Origin of the sequence: Plantactinospora sp. CA-290183, from assembly GCF_050936375.1 — a bacterium.
Classification (GTDB): domain Bacteria; phylum Actinomycetota; class Actinomycetes; order Mycobacteriales; family Micromonosporaceae; genus Plantactinospora.
Genome location: NZ_JBNJMX010000002.1, coordinates 131,029 through 150,263 on the forward strand (window position 1 = coordinate 131,029; position 19,235 = coordinate 150,263).

Below are 19,235 nucleotides of genomic sequence, written 5' to 3' on the forward strand. Positions count from 1 at the left end.
CGGCGGGTCAGCGGCTGGCCGGCAGCAGTTCGTGCCGGACGACGTTCTCCTCGCGTCCCGGGCCGACCCCGACCACGCTGACCCGGGCGCGGCAGAGTTCCTCGATCCGGGCGATGTAACGGCGGGCGGCCTCCGGCAGCTCCGCCTCGGAGCGCGCCTTGGAGATGTCCTCTGACCAGCCGTCGAGCTCCTCGTAGACCGGCTTCGCGTGGTGGATCGCGGTCTGCGTCATCGGCATGTCGTCGTAGTGCTCACCGTCGATCTCGTACCCGACGCAGATCGGCACCTTCTCCAGCCCGGAGAGGACGTCGAGCTTGGTCACCACCAGGTCGGTGATGCCGTTGAGCCGTACGGCGTAGCGGCCGACCACCGCGTCGAACCAACCGCACCGGCGCTCCCGGCCGGTGGTGGTGCCGTACTCGGCGCCGACCTTGCGCAGGTGTGCCCCGTTGGCGTCGAAGAGCTCGGTCGGGAACGGCCCGGAACCGACCCGGGTGGTGTACGCCTTGGTCACGCCGATCACCTGGGTGATCGCGGTCGGCGGGATGCCGGCGCCCACACAGGCGCCCCCGACGGTCGGGTTGGACGAGGTCACGAACGGGTAGGTGCCGTGGTCCATGTCCAGCATGGTCGCCTGGGCGCCCTCCAGCAGGACCGTCTCGTCCCGGTCCAGCGCGTCCCAGAGGATCGCCCGGGTCTCGGCGATGTACGGCCGCAGCCGCTCCGCGTAGGCCAGGTACTCCTCGGTCACCGCCTCGACGTCCAGCGCCTTGCGGTTGTAGACCTTGAACAGCATCTGGTTCTTCTCCCGGAGCACCAGCTCCAGCTTCTTGCGCAGGATGCCCGGGTCGAGCAGGTCCTGCACCCGGATGCCCATCCGGGCGACCTTGTCGCCGTACGCCGGGCCGATGCCCCGGCCGGTGGTGCCGATCCGGGACGAGCCGAGGTAGCGCTCGACGACGCGGTCCAGCGCCCGGTGGTGCGGCATGATCAGATGCGCGTCGCCGGAGATCCGCAGCCGGGACACGTCGACGCCCCGCTCGGCGAGGCCGTCGATCTCGGAGAGCAGGACCTTCGGGTCCACCACGACGCCGTTGCCGATGATGATCACGGCGTTCGGGGAGAGCGCGCCCGACGGCATCAGGTGCAGCGCGTACTTCTGCCCGTCCGGGGTGATCACGGTGTGCCCGGCATTGTTGCCGCCGGAGTAGCGGACGACGTAGTCGACCCGCTCTCCCAGCAGGTCGGTAACCTTGCCCTTGCCCTCGTCGCCCCACTGCGCCCCGATGAGCACGATCGCCGGCATCTCTAACCCGCCTCCAGGGGGCTCGGGTGCCAGGTGGCGACCGCGTGGCGAGCCCGAGGTGTCAGGCTAACAAAAAGTGACGACCCGGCCAGCGGTGGCCGGGCGAGAGGCGGGAGGCCAGCTCCGGTGTACGACGTGGTACTGCTCACCCTGGGCAAGGGTGAGGACGGCGCGGCGAGCTGCGGCTCGGGCGGGGGATGCTGCGGCTCCGGCCCGGCCGACGCTCGGGGTGACTGCGTCGACACTCCACGCGTACCGGTGCTGAGCTGTGCCGACGCCCTCACCGCGCGCGGCGCCCGGGTCGAGACGGTGACCGCACGGTCCAATGCGGAGATCGACGCCGTACTGGCCCGGCTCGACGGTCCGGCACGGCCGGACGGCCTGGACTGGCCGGACCCGGACGGCAGGACCAGGCTCGTCGTGGCTACGGCGAGTGACAGTCAGTTACGCGCCGTCATGCGCCGGCTGGTCCGCCGGTACGCCCCGCCGCCGAGCCGCCGCCCGGCCGACCTCGCCGCCGACCGCACCCTGCCCGACCTCCCCGCCATCGCGATCCTTCCGCTGGATCCGGCCGGCACCGCGCGGGTCGGCACCGATGCGCCGTCGGACCTGGCCGGGCAGCTCGGGCTGCCCCGCGACCCCGCCGCCGTGGCCGCGGCGGTGCTGGAGGGCCGGGTCCGCCGCCTCGACCTGCTGCGCAACGACGGCGGTTCGGTCACCCTGGACGGCGCCCTCGTCGGTGCCGCCAACGAGGCCGGCCAGCCGCTGGCCTGGCGGGCTCGGGTGGAGGTCGACGACATGGTCCTCTCCGACGGCGACGACCCGCTGCTGGCCTGTGCGATCGGCAACGCGGGCGGCTACGCCGAACAGGCCGGGGTACGGCTGCTGTCCACCGCGGACCCGACCGACGGCCTGGTCGAGGTGGCCGTCGCCGTACCGGTGACCACCCGTTCGCGCTGGGGACGCCGGCGGGTACGCCTGGAGGTGCGCCGGGCCCGGGGCCGGGCCGTGGCGGTCAACCCCCGGGACCCGGAGGTCCCCTTCCTGGACGACGGAGTGGCGGACACCCTCAGCCGGAAGAGATCGTGGTGGACTGAACCGGGGGCATGGGCCGTGTACGACATTGATCCCTCGTGAGAGGGTAGGTAGGGGACCTCCGTGCCCGACCAGACCGATCGGCCGGGCATATCCTCGGTGGGAGGAGGGGGAGGTAAGCCGTGGCGGACAACCATCCGGATCGGGCGTACGTGCCGGGTCAAGGGCCCGTGGCGCGGCGGGAGGTCGAACCACTGTGGCCACCGGACGAGATCGTCGCCGAGCCTCGCGACGACACGAACTCCGGGCCCGCCTGGTCCGCCGGTGCTCCTCGACCCGACGTCACTCCGTCGGGGTCGCTGGGTGGCGTACCGCAACCGGTCATCGCCGAGCCGTTCCACCCCCCGACGCCGCCCGGCGCGAACCCGATCCCCTCGGCCACGCCGCCGGGGCCCGGTGCCGCCCCGCCCGGAGCCGGCCCCGCTTCTCCGTTCGCCCCCGGCGTCCGCCCCGGCACGGCCCCGATCCCCGGTGCAGCACCGTCGGCACCGGGAGCCCCCAACGTCCCGCCCCCCACGGCTCCCGGCACGGCGGCTCCGTTCAGCACCGGTCCCGGTGGGTACCGGCCGGGTGGCCCGCCCGGGCCGCCGCTGCCGGGTGGTCCACCGACGCCCGCCGCCAACGCCCCGGCGAACGACGACGAGGAGCAGTCCGGGCCGCCCACCCGCAAGTGGTCCCTGGTCGCCGGGGCACCTCCGCTGGCGCGACCCCCCGCCGGGGGAGGCGCCGGCACCCGGGGCAGCACAGCGACCCCGCAGGAGAACGGCGGAGCGTCTCCGGCACCGTCGCGGCCCGAGCCGACCTCCGGGACGGCACCGGCCCCCGACCGGCGCGCCGGCTCGACCGGGGTCCGTCCGACCGGATCCGCCTCGGTCCGGCCCTCGACCGGCTCGGCGGCCGTCCGGCCCGCCACGGGGTCGGCCTCCGTCGCCCCGACGGCCCCGTCCGCGCCGGTCAGCGGACCGGCGGGCGGATCCGCCCCGGTCAGCGGCCCGGCGGGTGGTGCGGCCTCCGTCGCCCCGGTGAGCGGAGCGGCGCTGGTGAGCGGTCCGACCGGCGCGGTCGCGCCGGCCAGCGGTCCGGCCGACGCATCGGCCTCCGTCGCCCCCGGGACCGGAACCGCAGCCGTGAGCGCCCCGACCGGCGAGGTCGCGTCCGCGCCCGTCAGCGGCCCGGCCACGGGATCGGCCTCCGTCGCCCCGACCAGCGGAACCGCGCCCGGAAGCGCCCCGACCGGCGGGATCTCATCCGCGCCGGTCAGCGGCCCGACCGCCGGGTCCGCCTCGGTCACCCCCGCCAGCGGGACCGTGTCCACGCCAGCCGGTGCGGCGACGCCGGGAACGGTCCCCGGCACCGGCGCGGCCGGCATCGCGACCACCGGTACCGCCTCGACCGGCAGTGCCACCTCGGCCACCGGATCCGCCTCGGTCAGTGGCTCCGCGGCGGCCAGCGGCCCTTCGGCGGCCAGCGGCTCCGCCTCCGTCAGCGGCCGGGCTGCCGCGGGCGGCCGGGCGGAGTCGGCTGACGACGGCAGCTCCGGCACCGACGGCACCGGCACCAACGCGCAGCGTGGATCCGACCCCGAGGCGGGCGGTCCGGGCCGGACGGGGTCGTCCCCGACCGCCGAGCCGGCGCGCGGTCGGGCCACCCTGCCCGGCGCCATCCGGGCAGCGCAGGCGGACGGCGCCGCGCAGGCCCGGCCGGCGGAGTCCCCGTGGGCACACCCGCTGCAGCGCCCGAGCGGCGCGCAGGCGGGGGCCGGAGCCCAGCCGGCTCCGCCAACCGCACCGCACGCCGCGCCGCCGCACGCCGCGCCGCCGCACGCCGCGCCGCCGCACGCCGCGCCGCCGCACTCCGCTCCGCCACACTCGGCACCGCCACACGCGGCACCGCCACACTCGGCACCGCCGACACCGCCCGGGCCGTTCCCACCGACACCCGCCCCGGGGACCTACTCCGCGACCCGCCCGATCCCGACCTACCCGCCGGGAATCGGGCAACCGCCGCAGCCACCACCGCCGCCCCCCACGGCGGCCCAGCCGGGCTACCCCGGCTACCCGCCACCGGCCCTGGGCCATCCCGGTCAGCCGGGCTATCCGCCCCAGCCCGGGTACCCGCCGCAGCCCGGCTATCCGGCCCAGCCGGGTTACCCGGGACAGCCCGGCTACCCGCCCCAGGCGGGCTACCCCGCCCAGCCGGGCTATCCGGCACCGCCGCCCCCGCAACCGGTACCCGGGCAGCCGCCGGCCCCGCCCGGCCCGCCGGCCGGTTGGCCGCAGGCGCCGCCGCCCGGGCACGAGCCGCCGCCGGTCCCCCCGCACCCCGGGGTCGCGGAGGTGCCGCAGCAGCCGTACCCGGAGGCGCCGGGCGTGGTCCGGGTGCCGGGCCAGCCGGCCCCGAACCCGGTGCAGAACTACGCCGATCCGATCTGGACGCCCGACTCGTCGTCGGCGCCCACCGCCGAGGAGTTCGCCCGCCGGCGGGCCGCCCGGCCGGCCGATCCGGTCGCCACCATGGGCGTCCGGGCCGCGGTGAACAAGACGACGCTCGGGCTGGTCCGGCTCGCACCGGGCCGGCACGAGCAGGAGATCAAGCAGGACATCGAGATGGTCCGGCGCAACTTCGGCGGGCTGCGGCAGGTGACCGTGGTCAACCCGAAGGGCGGCGCCGGCAAGACGGTGGCGATCCTGCTGCTCGCGATGACGTTCGGGCAGAAGCGCGGCGGCTACGTGCTGGCCTGGGACAACAACGAGACCCAGGGCACCCTGGGCATGCGGGCCCAGCAGGACTTCCACTCCCGTACGGTGCGGGACCTGCTGCGCGACCTGCCCCAGTTCAGGGGAGCGCAGGGGCGGGTCGGCGACCTGTCCCAGTACGTCCGCTCACAGAGCGAGGGCATGTTCGACGTACTCGCCTCGGACGAGTCGGCGACCGGTGGCGAGATGCTCACCGCCGCCGCCTTCGGCGAGATCCGCGAGGTGGTGAGCCGGTTCTACAAGCTGATCTTCGTGGACACCGGCAACAACGTACGGGCGCAGAACTGGCAGGCGGCGATCGACGCCACGGACCAGCTGCTGATCACGATGTCCGCGCGGAACGACTCGGCCGAGACGGCGGCCCGGATGCTGGACCACCTGGAGCAGAGCGGTCGGCAGCGGCTCGTCCGGCAGGCGGTGACCGTGGTCTCGATGCCACCGTCCCGCAAGGAGATCGACCTGCCCGCGATCCAGCGGCACTTCTCGGCCCGCACCCGTACGGTGCTGCTGGCCCCGTACGAGCGGTTGATCGACACCGGCGAGCCGATGCGGTACGCCCAGCTCTCGTCCGCGACCCGGGACGCCTGGTTGAAGATCGCCGCGGCGGTCGCCGAGGGGCTCTGACACCGGTCGGAGGCGCTGCCGACGCCGGGGGTACGCACCCGGCGTGACAGCGCCTCCGCTCCGGCCGTCGACTATCCGATCGCCGCGCCACCGGGAGTCGCGGCCCCGCCGAGCCCAGCAGGCCCAGGCGGAGTGCCGGGGAAACCGGGACCGCCAGGAGTGCCGGGGACGCCCGGCGACCCGGGGGCGCCGGACGGGCCGGGGCCGTCCATCGCCCACGTGGACCACCGGTCGTCGGTCGCGATCTTCCGCAGCTGGCCCAGGTCGAGCGCGGGCTCGGGACGGGTGGTCGCGTCGCCCTCCAGGTCCACCGCGTTCCAGGTCGTCACCACGACCCGTAACGCGTCGGAGCTCAGGCTGTCGACGCTCCGCCTGGTCACGGCGGAACCGCTCCGCTCGCTCGGCCCGCTCGTGGCGACCATCCGGGTCCCGTCGGGGAGCAGGCTCGCCTCACAGGTCGTGCCGCTCGGATCGGTACGCCGCGCGCAGTCGTACCGGGCCAGTACCGGATCACCACCGCCCTTGACAGCGCCGGCCGCGAATCGCGGTTGGATGTTGATCTCGACGGTGCTCCGTCCCGCCGAGTCCGCCATCACCAGCCTGGCGAGGCCCCGCTCGGCGATCTCGTCGGAAACGGTCGCGTCGGGCGGAAGCAGCGCCCGCAGCGTCACGAGCACCATCACCTCGTCGAGCGGAACGTCCGAGCGGGGCGTGCCGGTCTGCACCGCCGACGGACCGGCGGCCGGCCCCTGCGCACCCCCGGAGCCGGGCAGCAGGCCGAACGGGCCGGCGACGGCGGCCGTGGCCACGGCGAGCACGCCGAGGGTCGAGGCGCCCGCCAGCCCGGTGGCCATCCGCTGACGGCGCTGGATCGTCCGGGCGCGGGTGAAAACCCCCGCCGATCCCGCCCGCGGCGGTGGTTCGTCCACTGTCGCCGCCAACCGCAGCACGCCGCGGATGTCATCGCTTCCGGTCATTTCCCGCCCCTTCTGTTCAACGAAAACTCCGGCCGCATCTCCGCGAGCGGACCGCGCAGCGCCGCCAGTGCCTTCGCGCACTGGCTCTTGACCGTCCCGGTCGTCACGCCCAGCACCTCCGCGGTCTCCTCCGTGCTGCGGTCCTCCCAGTAGCGCAGCACCACCGCCGCGCGCTGCCGGGGTGGCAGGGCACGGAGCGCCTCGATGATCGTCAACGTCAACGCCTGGTCGTCGGGAGGCGCCGGGCGCTCCTCCGGCGACCCGAGGAAGCGCTCCCGCCACCGGGGCAGCCGCCGCCGGTCGTCGAGGTAGACCCGGGTCAGGACGATCCGGGCGTACGCGTCGAGGTTCTCGATCGCACGTCGACGCGCCGCGACCACCACCCGGGCCAGGGCGGTCTGCACCAGGTCCTCGGCACGGTGCCAGTCACCGCAGAGCAGATAGGCGGTACGGCGCAGGTGCAGGTAACGCCCTTCGACGAAGGACTGCAGGTCGCTCTCGGTGTCTGTGCCCACGGGCCGCTCCCTCTTGCTGGATCCGGCGTTCACCCGTACTAGACCGGCCCTGCCCTGACCCGGTTGCCCCGGCGACCGGGGTTTCCGCGCGGCGGCCCGGGACCCCTCCCGACCCGGTCTGTTAGACAGAGGGCCCGGCGCGGGGTGCGCCGGGCCGAAAGATGGAAGCAGATCGCTGGAACGGAGTAGAGCTGATGCGTGTCTTCGCGGCCGTCGTCCCGGCCCTCGCCCTCGCCCTGGTCGGCTGCGGCACCGTCGAGGAGAGGCGACCGGCCGCCGCTCCGAGCCTGCCGAGCCCGGCCGCGTCGGGCAGCGCCTCGCCCGGCACGCCGGACGCCTCGCCCGGCCCCGGGCTGTCCTCGCCGAGCGCCTCGGCCACCCCGGGCGGATCCACCGCCCGGCCCAGCACCAACGCCCGGGACTGCTTCGACGGGGACTGCCGGCTGCTGGTCTCCAAGGCGATCCGGATCCGGCTCGACAGCAAAAAGTTCTACTACCCGGAGCTGGCGGTCGTGGCGGCCGGCCCGGACGGCATCCAGTGGCGAATCGACCCGCCGCACGGCGGGCGGCTGGAGCAGTCGGTGGGTCCGGGTGGCCAGGGATCGGTCGGCTTCCGCTCCTACACCCACCTGGACATCGGTATGGAGCCCGCCAGCCGGGGGCGCGCCGTGCTGGTGCTCACGCCCCGGCCGTCGTAGCGGGGCCGCCGTCGGGGCGGCCGGGCCTCAGCTGCCGGAGAGAGCGTCGCCGGCGGCCGGGTCGCAGTCGCGGAGGAACTGGGCACACCGGGCGGCCTCGTCGGACTCGCCGATCTCGCCGGCCGCCCGGGACAGCAGGTGCAGGCAGCGCAGGAACCCCCGGTTGGGCGCGTGCGCCCACGGCACCGGCCCGTGCCCCTTCCAGCCGCTGCGGCGCAGCTGGTCGAGCCCCCGGTGATAGCCGGTACGCGAGTAGGCGTACGCGGCCACCGTCTGACCCGAGGCGAAGGCCCGCGAGCCCAGTGCCGCCCAGGCCGCGCTGAAGGTCGGGTGGTGCGCGGCGACCGAGGCGTACGCCTCGTCGGTGTCCACGCTCCGCGCCTCGGCGAGCGCCGCTTCGGCCTCGGCGTGCTCGGGCAGGAGCGTGGCCGGCGGTTCGGGCAAGAGGTTCTGCATCCGACCATTCAACCTGGCCCGACCGTCGGCTGGCGAGGGGCCCCGCCGCGCATGCTGGCTGAACGGCTGAGGGTTTCGTCACGCGTGCGGCCGGTGCGCGGGACGGCGGACTGGACTACAAATGAAGGTCCGGAGCCTCCCCAGGACCCGGTAACAGAGAGCCCGGTGACCGAGGTCACCGGGCTCTCGCCGGTCAGCGCGGCGGCGGGCCGCTCGAATGGGGTAGCGCTTGCCTCCGGTGGGCAAGATGGCGAGGTGCCCAGTCCACCGCCTGCCGACGTCCTCGAACCACACGACGACACCGCCGACGAGATCGAGTCCCGCGCCGAGTTCGAATCGCACCTGCGGGCCGGCAGTCTGGCCGGCCTCACCGTCCAGGGGCTGCGGCTGGATCTCCCGCCGGTGCCCGAGCTGGCCGCCGTCGACCTGACCGACACCCTCTTCGTGGGCTGCCGGTTCGCCTCGCCGGAGGTCGAGGCCGAGGTGGTACGGCGCGGCGCGCACGTCGTACCGCCGTTCGCCGGTCTGCCGTACCCGACCCAGCCGCCCCGGCTCTACACCCCGGAGGACCTGGCCGACGGCTTCGCCCAGGGCGGCTTCGCCGGGATGTACGACAGCCGGGTGTACGAGCACTTCCGGGTGCACGGCGGCGCCCTGCCAGAGGTGCGGGAGGCGCTGGCCCAGCGGTTGCACGACCACGGCATCGACAACGCGCTCGCCGACGCCACCCGGGCGTGGCTCGCGACCCACGGGCCGGGTTCGGTGATCGGGGTGATGGGCGGTCACGCGGCCCCCCGGGGCACCACCGCGTACCGGCTGGCCGCCACCCTGGGCTGGGAGCTGGCCCGGGTCGGTCGGCTGGTGGTCACCGGGGGCGGCCCGGGGGTGATGGAGGCGGCCAACCTCGGGGCGTACCTCTCCGGGCATCCGGCCAGCGAACTCGGCGCGGCGATCGACATGCTCGCGGCGGCCCCGGACTTCACCGACCACGACCCGTACACCGAGGCGGCGTTGCGGGTGCGGGCCCGGTACGCCACGCCCGTCCCGGCGGCCCGGTCGGGCGGGGACGGCACCTCGACCGACCCGCACTCGTGGGCCCGGCGCGGTGGCCTGGCCATCCCCACCTGGCTGTACGGGCACGAGCCGGCGAACCTCTTCGCGGGCCGGATCGCGAAGTACTTCTCCAACGCCATCCGGGAGGACACGATCCTGCGGCTGGCCCGGGGCGGGATCGTCTTCGCCGCCGGACGGGCCGGGACGGTCCAGGAGGTGTTCCAGGCGGCGACGAAGACGTTCTACGCCAGCGACGGCGCCAGCGGCCCGTACGTCTTCCTGGATAGTGCGTTCTGGACCAGCACGCTGCCGATCGAGACGCTGCTGCGGCCGTTGCTGGCGCTCTCGCCGGCCGGGGACCTCTCCGGCTCGGTGCACGTCACCGACGACGTGCACGAGGCGGTACAGCTGCTCACCGGGAAACCCTGGAGCACCGGCCCGTAGCCCGGCCGCGGGGCCGGAAACGACGGCGGGCGGCCGGCACCCCGATGACAGGTGCCGGCCGCCCGCCGTCGGAACGGACGGAGAACTACTTGGCGATCGTGGTGCCGGTCGAGCGGAGGTGCTCGCACGCCTCGACGACCCGCTGGGCGAGCCCGGCCTCGGCCGCCTTGCCCCACACCCGGGGGTCGTACATCTTCTTGTTGCCGACCTCGCCGTCGACCTTCAGTACGCCGTCGTAGTTGCGGAACATGTGGTCCGCGACCGGGCGGCTGAACGCGTACTGGGTGTCGGTGTCGATGTTCATCTTCACCACGCCGTAGTCCAGCGCCTCGCGGATCTCGGAGAGCAGCGAGCCGGAGCCGCCGTGGAAGACCAGGCTGAGCGGCTTCTCCTTGGCGTACTTGGCGCCGACCGCGTCCTGGATCTCCTTGAGGATCTCCGGGCGCAGCTTGACGTTGCCCGGCTTGTAGACGCCGTGCACGTTGCCGAAGGTGAGCGCCGCCATGTAGCGGCCCTTCTCGCCGAGGCCGAGCGCCTCGACCATCTGGAGGCCGTCGGAGACGGTGGTGTAGAGCTTGTCGTCGATCGCGCCCTCGACACCGTCCTCCTCGCCACCGACGACGCCGACCTCGATCTCCAGCACGATGTGCCCGGCCGCCGCCTCGTCGAGGAGCTGGGAGGCGATCTCCAGGTTCTCCGCCACCGGCACCGCCGAGCCGTCCCACATGTGCGACTGGTACAGCGGCTCCTCGCCGCGCGCCACCCGCTCCTTGGAGATGGCCATCAGCGGGCGGACGAAGCCGTCCAGCTTGTTCTTCGGGCAGTGGTCGGTGTGCAGTGCGACGTTGATGCTGTATTTCTTGGCCACCTCGCGGGCGAAGGCCGCGAACGCCACCGCGCCGGTGACCATGTCCTTGACGCTGGGGCCGGAGAGGTATTCGGCGCCACCGGTGGAGACCTGGATGATGCCGTCGCTCTCCGCGTCGGCGAAGCCCCGCAGCGCCGCGTTGAGCGTCTGCGAGGACGTCACGTTGATCGCGGGATATGCGAACCGGCCCGCCTTGGCGCGGTCAAGCATCTCGGCGTAGACCTCGGGGGAAGCGATGGGCATGTCAAACGCTCCTTACTAACCGCTCTCGGCCACCTCGGCCGCTGTCTGTCGTGCGTGCGCCGGACCGCGCTGTCCTCCGCCGGAAGTATCCCGCAGGGCGCTCGCGCCGCCGCAACCCACCCGCCCGGGTGCCGGCCGGACCGGGCGCCGGACCGTGCCGGGCCCCGGCGGCCGTCCGACCCGGCGGGTCATCTCTCGCCGCGCTCCGGCACCACGACGCTGATCAGCCAACTCACCACCGCCATCACGATGGCGCCCCAGAAGGCCGGCCAGAAGCCGTCCACCTGGAACGGCAGGTCGAACAGGTGGGCCAGCCAGTCGGTGAGCAGGAAGAGCAGCGCGTTGACGACCAGCGCGAACAGCCCGAGGGTGAGGACGTAGAACACGCAGCCGACGACGTGGATGATCGGCTTCAGCACCGCGTTGACGACGCCGAAGATGACCGCGACCACGAGCAGGGTCAGCGCGTTCTCCCAGCCCGACCGGCCGGTCACGTCGATGCCGGGCACCAGCAGGCTGGTGATCCACAACGCCACGGCGTTGATCACCAGCCTGACCAGGAGACCCACGGTTCCATCCTGGCACGCGTGCCGGACCGCGGCGGGACATTGCGCCGAGTGGACCCCGGCCGGCCGGGCGGTCAGCCGCCGCCGGGCGCGGTCCGTCCGGCGGTTTACCGCCGCCGGGGAGCGGGCAGGACAGTCGCCGACCAGGCGCCCCCCGGCGGCACGACAGGTGCCGGACACGTACCGTGAGGATGCGGCCGGACGGTCGACACGCAGCGTAGACGCAGGAGGCGGCATGGCTCAGCCCGACGAGGACTTCGCGCCCGGTGAGCATCTCAGCCCGGACGAGCGCGATCCGGAGGCCAACCCGGACGACGCGCTGGAGCAGGCGACGGTGGCGGATCCGGGCGCCGAGGACCCGGTGCTCGACGGCGCGGGGGTCCAGCGGAGCCTGGAGGTCGACGAGTGGGACGCCATGGAGCAGGCCCGGGTCGTCGCCCCGGACGACGACGACTACCGCTGATCGCCGGACCCGGCGGCAGGCCCCGCCGCCCCGGGCGCGAACTCGGGCTCGGGTGCGAGGTCCGGCCCGGGCGCGAGACTCGGCGCTGTGGGGGCACCCGGCCAGGTGGAGACCGGCAGGAGGCGTCGGTACACCCCCTCCAGGATCTCGGCCTGGGACGCCCAGGTCCAGCCGTCGAGCAGCCCCGGCCGGTCGTACGCGGCCCGGTACCGGTCCGGGTCGGCCAGCACCGCCCGCACCGCCCGTACGTAGTCGGCCACGTCACCGGCCCGGAAGACCTCGCCCTGCCCGGTGGACCGTACGGTCTGCGCCATCGTCCGTACGTCGCTGACCACGATGGGCAGCCGGGCGTGCGAGTACTCGAAGAACTTGGTGATCAGCGCGATCTCGTGGTTGGGCCAGTGGTGGATCGGGATCACCCCGACGTCCGCGCCGGCCAGGAACGGCACCAGGTGCCAGTGCGCCACGTACGGCAGCACGTGCAGCCGGTCGGTGATCCCCAGTTTCGCCGCGTGCGCGACCAGCTTGCGCACGTACGGCCGGGTCGGGTCGACCACCAGCGCGGCGTGCACGCCGGGCAGCTCCGGCAGGGCGTCCAGCATGGTGCGCAGGCCGCGCGCCTCGGCCGCGGCCCCGCTGTAGACCACCAGCGGCACGTCGGCGTCGAGGCCGCAGCGCTGGCGCAGGTCCGGCACCGGCCCGTCGCCCGGCGCGTCGCCCAGGGCCGGCGCGTTCAGCACCACCGCCGGTAGCTCGGGCAGGTCGTGCTCGGCCCGGAGCAGCTCCGCCAGGGCCGTCGAGACGGTGACCACCGCGTCGGCGTACGGGGCGTACTCCCGCTCGTGCGCCCGGTGCGCGGGCAGCCAGCGGGCGTTGTTGTGCCAGGGGCGGACCCCCGGCAGGAACTCGTGGGCGTCCCAGACCAGCCCCACCCGCCGGCCGGCGGCCTCGGCCCGGAGCTTGGCCCGGGCACCCACCCCGAGCATCCGGAAGTCGTTGGCGTGGACCAGGTCCGGCGCCAGCTCGTCGACGACCGGCCCAAAGGCCAGCTCGTAGTCCCACAGTCCCGGTTCGAGCCGACGCCAGGCGCCGTCGCCCTTGACCGCCTGCCAGAACCAGGTGTACGCCCGGTCCCACGGGTTGCGGAACCGCCGTCCCCACTGGGCCCGGTTGTGCATCTTGGTGCGTACCCACACCCAGTGGCCGAGCAGCTCCGCGAGGACCAGTTCGACCCGCCGCCACCGCTCCGCCACCGGGCGGGGCCGGCCGGCGCGGGCGGCGCGGTCAAGCAGGGCGCCCCGCACCCGCAGGTCCGCACGCCAGGCCGCCACCTGCTGTGCGCGGTGTTCCGCGATCCCGTTCGGCGGGTACGCCAGCGGCCAGCGCAGCCAGGCGCGCCGGAACTGGTGCCGTCGCCGGAACAGCGGTTCGGGCATCGGCAGCAGCCGGACCTGGGCGCGCCCGAGGCGCCAGCTCTGGGGCTGCCCGCCCGGCGCGCGGCCCAGCAGGATCACGTCCCAGCCCGCCTCGGCGGCCGACCGGGCCTGCTTCTGCACCCGGGAGTCCCCGTTGACGCCGTTGTCGACCAGCATCACGATCCGGCCGGGACCGCTGCGGAGGTCCCCGGCGTCGTCGTGGCTCATCGTTCGCCTCTCCGTCCCACCGGACCGCCCTCGGACCCGGGCGAGTGTACGGGCCGGGCCGGTCAGCGCGGGTGGGATGAGGTGACGTCCGGGTGAACAGCCGGCGTCGGGAACCCCCCGGTTCGGGGCGGCTCGGTGGATCAGCCAAGTCGGCTCAGCTGGTCACCCGCTGCGGGTGCGCCGCCACCCAGCCGGCCACGTCGTCGCGGCGCAGCGCGTCGAAGAGGCCGCGGCTCTCCGCCGGATCGAGGCTCTCGTACCGGCCGCCGTCCTCGGGGCGGTAGGACCAGCCGATGCCGACGGCGTCCCGGGCGGCCACCGGCCGCAGGGTGGTGAAGAGGTCCGCCAGGCTCCTGCCGGCCAGGTCCAGGTGCAGACCGGGGCCGGCGGCCCGGGTGATCGCCGCCAGTCGCACCGGGTTCGTCGCGACGGCGGGGTCGGCGACCTGGTGCAGCAGCGCCTCGGCGAACCGCTGGCCGTTGCGGTCGCGGTCGTGCGCCCCGGCCGACAGCCGGTAGCGCTGCCGGAGCAGGTCCAGCGCGGCGGCCCCGTCGAGCTGCTGGCACCCGGCCCGGAAGGCGTGTCCGCTGTGTACGGAGTGAACCGTCTCGGGCAGGCAGACCCGGACCCCGCCGAGGGCGTCGGTCACCTCCCGCAGCCCGGCGTACGTCATGGTGGCGGTCGCCTCGAACCGCACCCCGGTCAGCGCGGTGACGGTGCGTTCGGTCAACTCCGTACCGGCCACCAGGTCCGGCCGCTCGCCCGGCCGGTGACTGCCGTGGTAGAACGCCTCGTTGAGCTTGGCGAAGCCCCGGTCCGGCACCTCGACGCCGAGGTCCCGGGGCAGCGAGATCAGGTAGAGGCGGCTCCGGTCGGCCGGTACGTGCACCATCAGCACCGAGTCCGCCCGGTGCCCGTTGTCCCGGCCGTCCCCGCCGTCCAGGCCGAGCAGCAGGAAGTCCAGCGGTCCGGCGGGGCGGGCCGGCGCGAGCGGCACCAGCGGGGCGATCGCCTCCGGCACCAGCGGGGCGCCCACCGCCTGCCCGAGCACCGGGGCCGACACCACGGCGACCAGGGCCAGCGCCGCGCCGGTCATCCGGACGCTACGGCGGCGCCGCCGTCGCCGTACCGTGACCCGGTCGATGGCGTCCCGCAGCGGCCCGGCGGCCGGGGTCAGCGTCTCGTGCCGGGCGAACGCGGCCCGCAGTTGGTCCTCGACCACTCCCGCCCCCTCGGTCGGCCGGTGGTCGTCGTCGCTTCTCATCAGGCCTCCACGAACTCGGCACGAAGGGTGGCTAGGGCACGGGAGATGGAGGCCCGCACGGTGCCGACCGCGCAGCCGAGGACCTCGGCGATCTCCGCGTCCGGCAGGTCCTCGTAGTAGCGCAGCACCAGTGCGGCCCGCTGCCGGCGGGGCAGCCGGGCCAGCCAGGACCAGACCTGGTCCCGGTCCGCGGTCAGCTCGGCGTGGTCCAGCCGTACGACGTGCGTCTCGTCCGGCTCGGCGCGCAGCACCACCCGGCGGAACCACGAACCGCGCTGCCAGTCGATGTACTGGTTGGTGAGCATCCGGCGCACGTACCGCTCCGGCGAGTCCGCGCGGGCGACCCGCCGCCAGTTGAGCTGGACCCGCACCATGGTCTCCTGCACGACGTCCTGGGCGAGATGGGGATCGCCGGTCAGCATCACCGCGTAGCGCAGCAGCGCGGCGAGCCGGGAGTCGGCGAACTCCTCGTACGTCACGGGCACCTCTTCGGCGTCACGGGCACCTCCAGAGTCTCTCCTCCGTAGAGACGGATCGACGGGGAGAAAAGATTGCGGTTTCCCGCGCCCGGTGGATCGGTGACCCGCCACGGCCGGCGCCCGGGCGGCGGACCTCCCGGTGTGCCCTGCCGGCATCGCGCGACGGCGGGCCCGCGCCGCCGCCTAGACTGCTGTGGTACCCGCCACCCGACGGCGGATCCCTCAGCACGTCCTGCCGAACCGCTTCCGGAGGTCACCTCGTGCCGACGCCCACCACAACGCTGGCCCTGGGTCCGGATTTCCTGGATCCGGAGTGGTTGATCTCCACGTTCGGACTGCTCGGCATCCTGGCGATCGTCTTCGCCGAATCGGGCCTGCTGATCGGGTTCTTCCTGCCCGGCGACTCCCTGCTGTTCACGGCCGGGCTGCTCACCGCCGACGGGCAGTACATCACCTACCCGCTCTGGCTGGTCTGCCTGCTGATCACCATCGCGGCGATCGCCGGCGACCAGGTCGGCTACGCGTTCGGCAAGAAGGTGGGGCCCGCACTGTTCCGCCGGCCCAACTCGAAGCTGTTCAAGCAGGAGAACCTGCTCAAGGCACACGAGTTCTTCGAGAAGTACGGCGCCCGCTCGGTGGTTCTGGCCCGCTTCGTGCCCATCGTCCGCACGTTCACCCCGATCGTGGCCGGGGTCAGCGGGATGCGGTACCGCACCTTCGTGGTCTACAACGTGATCGGCGGGATCCTCTGGGGCACCGGGGTCACGGTCCTCGGCTTCTTCCTCGGCCAGCTCCCGTTCGTCAAGGAGCACATCGAGCTGATCCTGATCGCGATCGTGGCGATCTCGGTCATCCCGATCGCCGTCGAACTGCTCCGGGCCCGGATGGCCGCTCGGCGCGGCACCACCCAGGCCGAGCGGGCCGAGCTGGAGCACGCGGCCCGGGAGGCCCAGCAGAACCGGCGGGAGTACGGCGAGTACTAGCAGAGCCGACCCGCCGACCGGTCGGGCAGCTCAGACGGTGTCGGTGCCCATCCGGTCGAGCCGGGCGAGGAACTCGGCCGGGCAGTCCGGCAGGTCGTGCAGGCGGCCGGCCGCCATCGCCCGGTAGCTGAGCTGGGCGGCCTCTTCCAGATTGCGCGCCCGCTTGTGCGCCAGCTCCACGCTGTCGCCGAGTACCGAGCAGCCGTGCTGGCTCAGCACGAGGCAGTTCGTCCCGTCCCGTACGGCGTCGGCGGCCAGGTCGGCCAGTTCCGCCGTACCGGGCGGCCGGAACGGCACCCGGGCGATCCGGCGCAGGTAGAAGCCGTGATCGGTGGTGACCAGCCGGACCCGTTCACCGAGCGCGTCCAGCAGCAGCACCGACTGCGGGTGCAGATGGACGATCGCCCGTACGTCGGGCCGGGCCCGGTACGTCGCCAGGTGCAGCGCGACCTCGCTGGTCGGCGTCACGGGCAGGGTCGAGCCCGCCGGGTGCTCCGCCTCGTCCGGGTACGTCATCCCGTCCGGGATGCGCACGCGGACGAAGGAGGCCCGGTCGAGCCGGTCCAGCCAGGTGCCACTCGCGGTGACCCAGCACGAATCGTCGCCGGGCAGCCGGACGGAAAGATTGCCACCGGAGCCGACCACGAGGCCGCTCCGGACGACATCCCGCCCGACGTACGCGAGCTGGTCCCGCAGGTCACCCTGCGGATAGTTCACGCCGGCCGGTCCTGAGCCGTCGCGCCATCAGCAGCCAGGCCGCCTGGCGCCGCCCTACGAGGGACGGACACCAGACGGACCGGTCGCTGATTCAGCGAGCCTTCTTGGTGGCTCGCTTACGCGGCGGCGTCAGGAGGTCGGCGATCGTCGCGATCGCCGTCGGCACCAGCCGGTAGTAAGCCCACACGCCGCGCTTCTCCCGCTCCAGCAAGCCGGCCTCGGTGAGGATACGCAGATGGTGACTGACCGTCGGCTGCGAGAGGCCAAGCGGCGCGGTGAGGTCACACACGCACGCCTCGCCCTCTGGCGCAGACTGGATCAGGCTGAGCAGCCGGAGCCGAGCGGGGTCGGCAAGGGCCTTGAGGACCCCCGCCAGTCGCTCGGCGTCAGCACGCTCGATCGGTTCGCCGGCAAGCGGCGAAATTTGAGGCATAGTCATTTCGGCCAACGCAGTTCCCACGGTTTCCATCCTTCCACCAGCAGCATCGACCCGCCTGCATATCAGCAGATCCGAATCGGCAAACTTTTAGGCCACTAGGCCGAGGTCAGCCAACGCATAGGCTGCCCGGTATGGCAATCCGGCCGCTCGTACGGCGTCGCCCGCACCTCGATCAACAATAACCGCCACACCCACGACCTCGGCTCCGGCCTCCTGTAACGCCTCCACTGCGGCCAGCACACTGCTGCCCGTCGTCGAGGTGTCTTCCACCGCCACCACCCGGCGACCCCGCACCTCCGGACCCTCGATCCGCCGCTGCAACCCATGGGTCTTGCCGCTCTTGCGGACCACGAAGGCGTCCAGTGGACGCCCCGCAATCGCGGCGTTGTGCAGCATCGAGACGGCGATCGGGTCGGCACCCAACGTCAGGCCGCCGACCGCGTCGAAGTCCCACTCGGCCGTGACGTCCAGCATGACCCGACCGACCAACGGTGCCGCCGCGTGATGCAGCGTCACCCGCCGCAGATCGACGTACCAGTCGGCCTCGCGTCCGGAGGAGAGCACCACCCGGCCATGCACGACGGCGAGGTCAGTGATGAATTTACGCAGGTCGTCGCGGTCGCCCATGGCGGCTAAGGGTACTGCGCCTGACTGTGAGCCGAACGGCCGACCCGGCGCGGGAGGTTCGGCGGCCGATCATCCGGTGGCCGGCGAGGCCCATTATCGGCTACTCTCCGCACTGAATCTTGCCCTCGACCGGCCGCTCCGGAACGGGTTCCGCCCCTCCCCGAAGTCGTTACCCGGTGTACATCTGGCCGGCCCGACCGTTCAGGTGTCCTCGCGGCCGATCCGGCCCCGGGTGTCCCGGGCGACCGCCCGCCACAGTCGACCGGGCGCGTGCCGCAGACCGAAGGCGACCAGCTTGTACTTCCAGTCCGGCACGCTCACCAGACGCCCCCGGTCCAGGTCACGCAGCGCGTCCCGGACCACGTCGTCGGCCCGTAGCCACAGCCACTCCGGGGTCTTCGACATGTTGATGCCGGCCCGCTCGTGGAACTCGGTACGGGTGTAGCCGGGGCAGAGCGCCATGACCCGTACGCCGAAGGGGCGCGCCGACAACGCCACGGCCTCGCTGAAGTTGGTGACCCAGGCCTTGCTCGCCGAGTAGGTCGAACCGGGCATGACCGCGGCAAAGCCGGCAACCGAAGAGACATTTATCACTGCCCCTTGTCTCCGCTCCGTCATGCCGGGCAGGACCGCCAGGGTCAGCCGGAGCACGGCGTGCACGTTCAGCCGGAGCAGCCGGGCCTCGGCCTCGACCGTCGAGCGCAGGAACGGCCGGTTGAGGCTGATCCCGGCGTTGTTGACGAGCAGGTCGACCGGCTCGGCCGGGTCGCTGAGCCGCCGTTCGACCGCCGTGGCGCCCTCGTCGCCGGCGAGGTCGGCGGGGAGGACCTGGACGTCGGTGCCGTACCGCGCGGTCAACTCGGCGGCGACCCCGGCCAGCCGGTCGCCGTCGCGGGCCACCAGCAGCAGGTCGTAGCCGTCGGCCGCGAGCCGCCGCGCGAAGGCCGCCCCGATGCCCGCGGTGGCTCCGGTGACCACCGCGCGGGGTCGGTCACCCGCCGGCCGGGGGCCGGGGCCGG

Annotated in this window: 20 protein-coding genes; 6 read left to right on the forward strand and 14 right to left on the reverse strand. The window is 73.7% G+C overall.

Going from position 1 to position 19,235, the window contains the following annotated elements; all coding sequences use genetic code 11:
• Window positions 1–7: 7 nt before the first annotated feature.
• Window positions 8–1,306, reverse strand: a complete 1,299-nt coding sequence (locus ACQEUR_RS05425; protein ID WP_433026283.1) for an adenylosuccinate synthase — start codon at window positions 1,304–1,306, stop codon at window positions 8–10.
• Between the two features lie 126 nt (window positions 1,307–1,432).
• Between ACQEUR_RS05425 and ACQEUR_RS05430 the strand changes: the two genes are divergently transcribed.
• Window positions 1,433–2,443, forward strand: a complete 1,011-nt coding sequence (locus ACQEUR_RS05430) for a hypothetical protein (RefSeq protein ID WP_433026286.1) — start codon at window positions 1,433–1,435, stop codon at window positions 2,441–2,443.
• Window positions 2,444–2,561: 118 nt separating this feature from the next.
• On the opposite strand, the gene ACQEUR_RS05435 is transcribed toward ACQEUR_RS05430, so the two are convergent.
• Window positions 2,562–3,716 carry a hypothetical protein gene (locus ACQEUR_RS05435; protein WP_433026289.1) on the reverse strand — a complete coding sequence of 385 codons (1,155 nt, stop codon included), beginning with the start codon at window positions 3,714–3,716 and terminating at the stop codon, window positions 2,562–2,564.
• Here ACQEUR_RS05435 and ACQEUR_RS05440 point away from each other — a divergent pair.
• Window positions 3,709–5,781: a MinD/ParA family ATP-binding protein gene (locus tag ACQEUR_RS05440; RefSeq protein ID WP_433026292.1), complete on the forward strand. Its 2,073-nt coding sequence runs from the start codon at window positions 3,709–3,711 to the stop codon at window positions 5,779–5,781. The genes ACQEUR_RS05435 and ACQEUR_RS05440 overlap by 8 nt on opposite strands.
• 71 nt (window positions 5,782–5,852) lie before the next feature.
• Here the strand turns inward: ACQEUR_RS05440 and ACQEUR_RS05445 are convergent, their stop codons facing one another.
• Both ACQEUR_RS05445 and ACQEUR_RS05450 read right to left on the reverse strand, forming a co-directional pair.
• Complete coding sequence (locus ACQEUR_RS05445) at window positions 5,853–6,758, reverse strand: hypothetical protein (RefSeq protein WP_433026295.1); 906 nt, start codon at window positions 6,756–6,758, stop codon at window positions 5,853–5,855.
• Window positions 6,755–7,273, reverse strand: coding sequence for a SigE family RNA polymerase sigma factor (locus ACQEUR_RS05450; RefSeq protein WP_433026298.1), 519 nt, complete (start codon window positions 7,271–7,273; stop codon window positions 6,755–6,757). The genes ACQEUR_RS05445 and ACQEUR_RS05450 overlap by 4 nt, the downstream gene beginning before the upstream one ends.
• Before the next feature lie 194 nt (window positions 7,274–7,467).
• Between ACQEUR_RS05450 and ACQEUR_RS05455 the strand changes: the two genes are divergently transcribed.
• Window positions 7,468–7,971: a hypothetical protein gene (locus ACQEUR_RS05455; RefSeq protein ID WP_433026301.1), complete on the forward strand. Its 504-nt coding sequence runs from the start codon at window positions 7,468–7,470 to the stop codon at window positions 7,969–7,971.
• A 27-nt stretch (window positions 7,972–7,998) separates the two neighbouring features.
• Here the strand turns inward: ACQEUR_RS05455 and ACQEUR_RS05460 are convergent, their stop codons facing one another.
• The gene (locus ACQEUR_RS05460; RefSeq protein WP_433026304.1) at window positions 7,999–8,427 is read right to left on the reverse strand and encodes a DUF3151 domain-containing protein; all 429 of its coding nucleotides are present in this window, start codon (window positions 8,425–8,427) and stop codon (window positions 7,999–8,001) included.
• 255 nt (window positions 8,428–8,682) lie between these two features.
• On the opposite strand from ACQEUR_RS05460, the gene ACQEUR_RS05465 reads away from it, so the two are divergent.
• Window positions 8,683–9,924, forward strand: a complete 1,242-nt coding sequence (locus ACQEUR_RS05465) for an LOG family protein (RefSeq protein ID WP_433026307.1) — start codon at window positions 8,683–8,685, stop codon at window positions 9,922–9,924.
• Window positions 9,925–10,009: 85 nt separating this feature from the next.
• Here the strand turns inward: ACQEUR_RS05465 and fbaA are convergent, their stop codons facing one another.
• Together fbaA and ACQEUR_RS05475 are read right to left on the reverse strand one after the other, a co-directional pair.
• On the reverse strand, window positions 10,010–11,035 hold the full coding sequence (gene fbaA / locus ACQEUR_RS05470; protein WP_433026310.1) for a class II fructose-bisphosphate aldolase: 1,026 nt from the start codon (window positions 11,033–11,035) through the stop codon (window positions 10,010–10,012).
• A gap of 188 nt (window positions 11,036–11,223) precedes the next feature.
• Window positions 11,224–11,604, reverse strand: coding sequence for a phage holin family protein (locus ACQEUR_RS05475; RefSeq protein ID WP_433026313.1), 381 nt, complete (start codon window positions 11,602–11,604; stop codon window positions 11,224–11,226).
• Window positions 11,605–11,836: 232 nt separating this feature from the next.
• On the opposite strand from ACQEUR_RS05475, the gene ACQEUR_RS05480 reads away from it, so the two are divergent.
• On the forward strand, window positions 11,837–12,064 hold the full coding sequence (locus tag ACQEUR_RS05480) for a hypothetical protein (RefSeq protein WP_433026316.1): 228 nt from the start codon (window positions 11,837–11,839) through the stop codon (window positions 12,062–12,064).
• On the opposite strand, the gene ACQEUR_RS05485 is transcribed toward ACQEUR_RS05480, so the two are convergent.
• From ACQEUR_RS05485 to ACQEUR_RS05495, 3 genes are all read right to left on the reverse strand, one after another.
• Complete coding sequence (locus ACQEUR_RS05485; protein WP_433027703.1) at window positions 12,055–13,656, reverse strand: glycosyltransferase; 1,602 nt, start codon at window positions 13,654–13,656, stop codon at window positions 12,055–12,057. The genes ACQEUR_RS05480 and ACQEUR_RS05485 overlap by 10 nt on opposite strands.
• A 205-nt stretch (window positions 13,657–13,861) precedes the next feature.
• A complete protein-coding gene (locus tag ACQEUR_RS05490) occupies window positions 13,862–14,971 on the reverse strand; it encodes an LCP family protein (RefSeq protein WP_433026319.1) in 1,110 nt (369 codons plus the stop codon).
• Window positions 14,971–15,450: a SigE family RNA polymerase sigma factor gene (locus ACQEUR_RS05495; RefSeq protein ID WP_433026322.1), complete on the reverse strand. Its 480-nt coding sequence runs from the start codon at window positions 15,448–15,450 to the stop codon at window positions 14,971–14,973. Before ACQEUR_RS05495 ends, ACQEUR_RS05490 begins: the two co-directional genes overlap by 1 nt.
• 260 nt (window positions 15,451–15,710) lie before the next feature.
• Here ACQEUR_RS05495 and ACQEUR_RS05500 point away from each other — a divergent pair, with 260 nt between their 5' ends.
• Window positions 15,711–16,433, forward strand: a complete 723-nt coding sequence (locus tag ACQEUR_RS05500; RefSeq protein ID WP_433026325.1) for a DedA family protein — start codon at window positions 15,711–15,713, stop codon at window positions 16,431–16,433.
• Between the two features lie 30 nt (window positions 16,434–16,463).
• On the opposite strand, the gene ACQEUR_RS05505 is transcribed toward ACQEUR_RS05500, so the two are convergent.
• From ACQEUR_RS05505 to ACQEUR_RS05520, 4 genes are all read right to left on the reverse strand, one after another.
• Window positions 16,464–17,150, reverse strand: coding sequence for a class II aldolase/adducin family protein (locus ACQEUR_RS05505; RefSeq protein WP_433026328.1), 687 nt, complete (start codon window positions 17,148–17,150; stop codon window positions 16,464–16,466).
• 91 nt (window positions 17,151–17,241) lie between these two features.
• Window positions 17,242–17,619: an ArsR/SmtB family transcription factor gene (locus ACQEUR_RS05510; RefSeq protein ID WP_433026331.1), complete on the reverse strand. Its 378-nt coding sequence runs from the start codon at window positions 17,617–17,619 to the stop codon at window positions 17,242–17,244.
• Between the two features lie 57 nt (window positions 17,620–17,676).
• Window positions 17,677–18,216, reverse strand: coding sequence for an orotate phosphoribosyltransferase (gene pyrE, locus ACQEUR_RS05515; RefSeq protein ID WP_433026334.1), 540 nt, complete (start codon window positions 18,214–18,216; stop codon window positions 17,677–17,679).
• Between the two features lie 201 nt (window positions 18,217–18,417).
• The gene (locus ACQEUR_RS05520; protein WP_433027706.1) at window positions 18,418–19,194 is read right to left on the reverse strand and encodes an SDR family NAD(P)-dependent oxidoreductase; all 777 of its coding nucleotides are present in this window, start codon (window positions 19,192–19,194) and stop codon (window positions 18,418–18,420) included.
• Window positions 19,195–19,235: the final 41 nt, after the last annotated feature.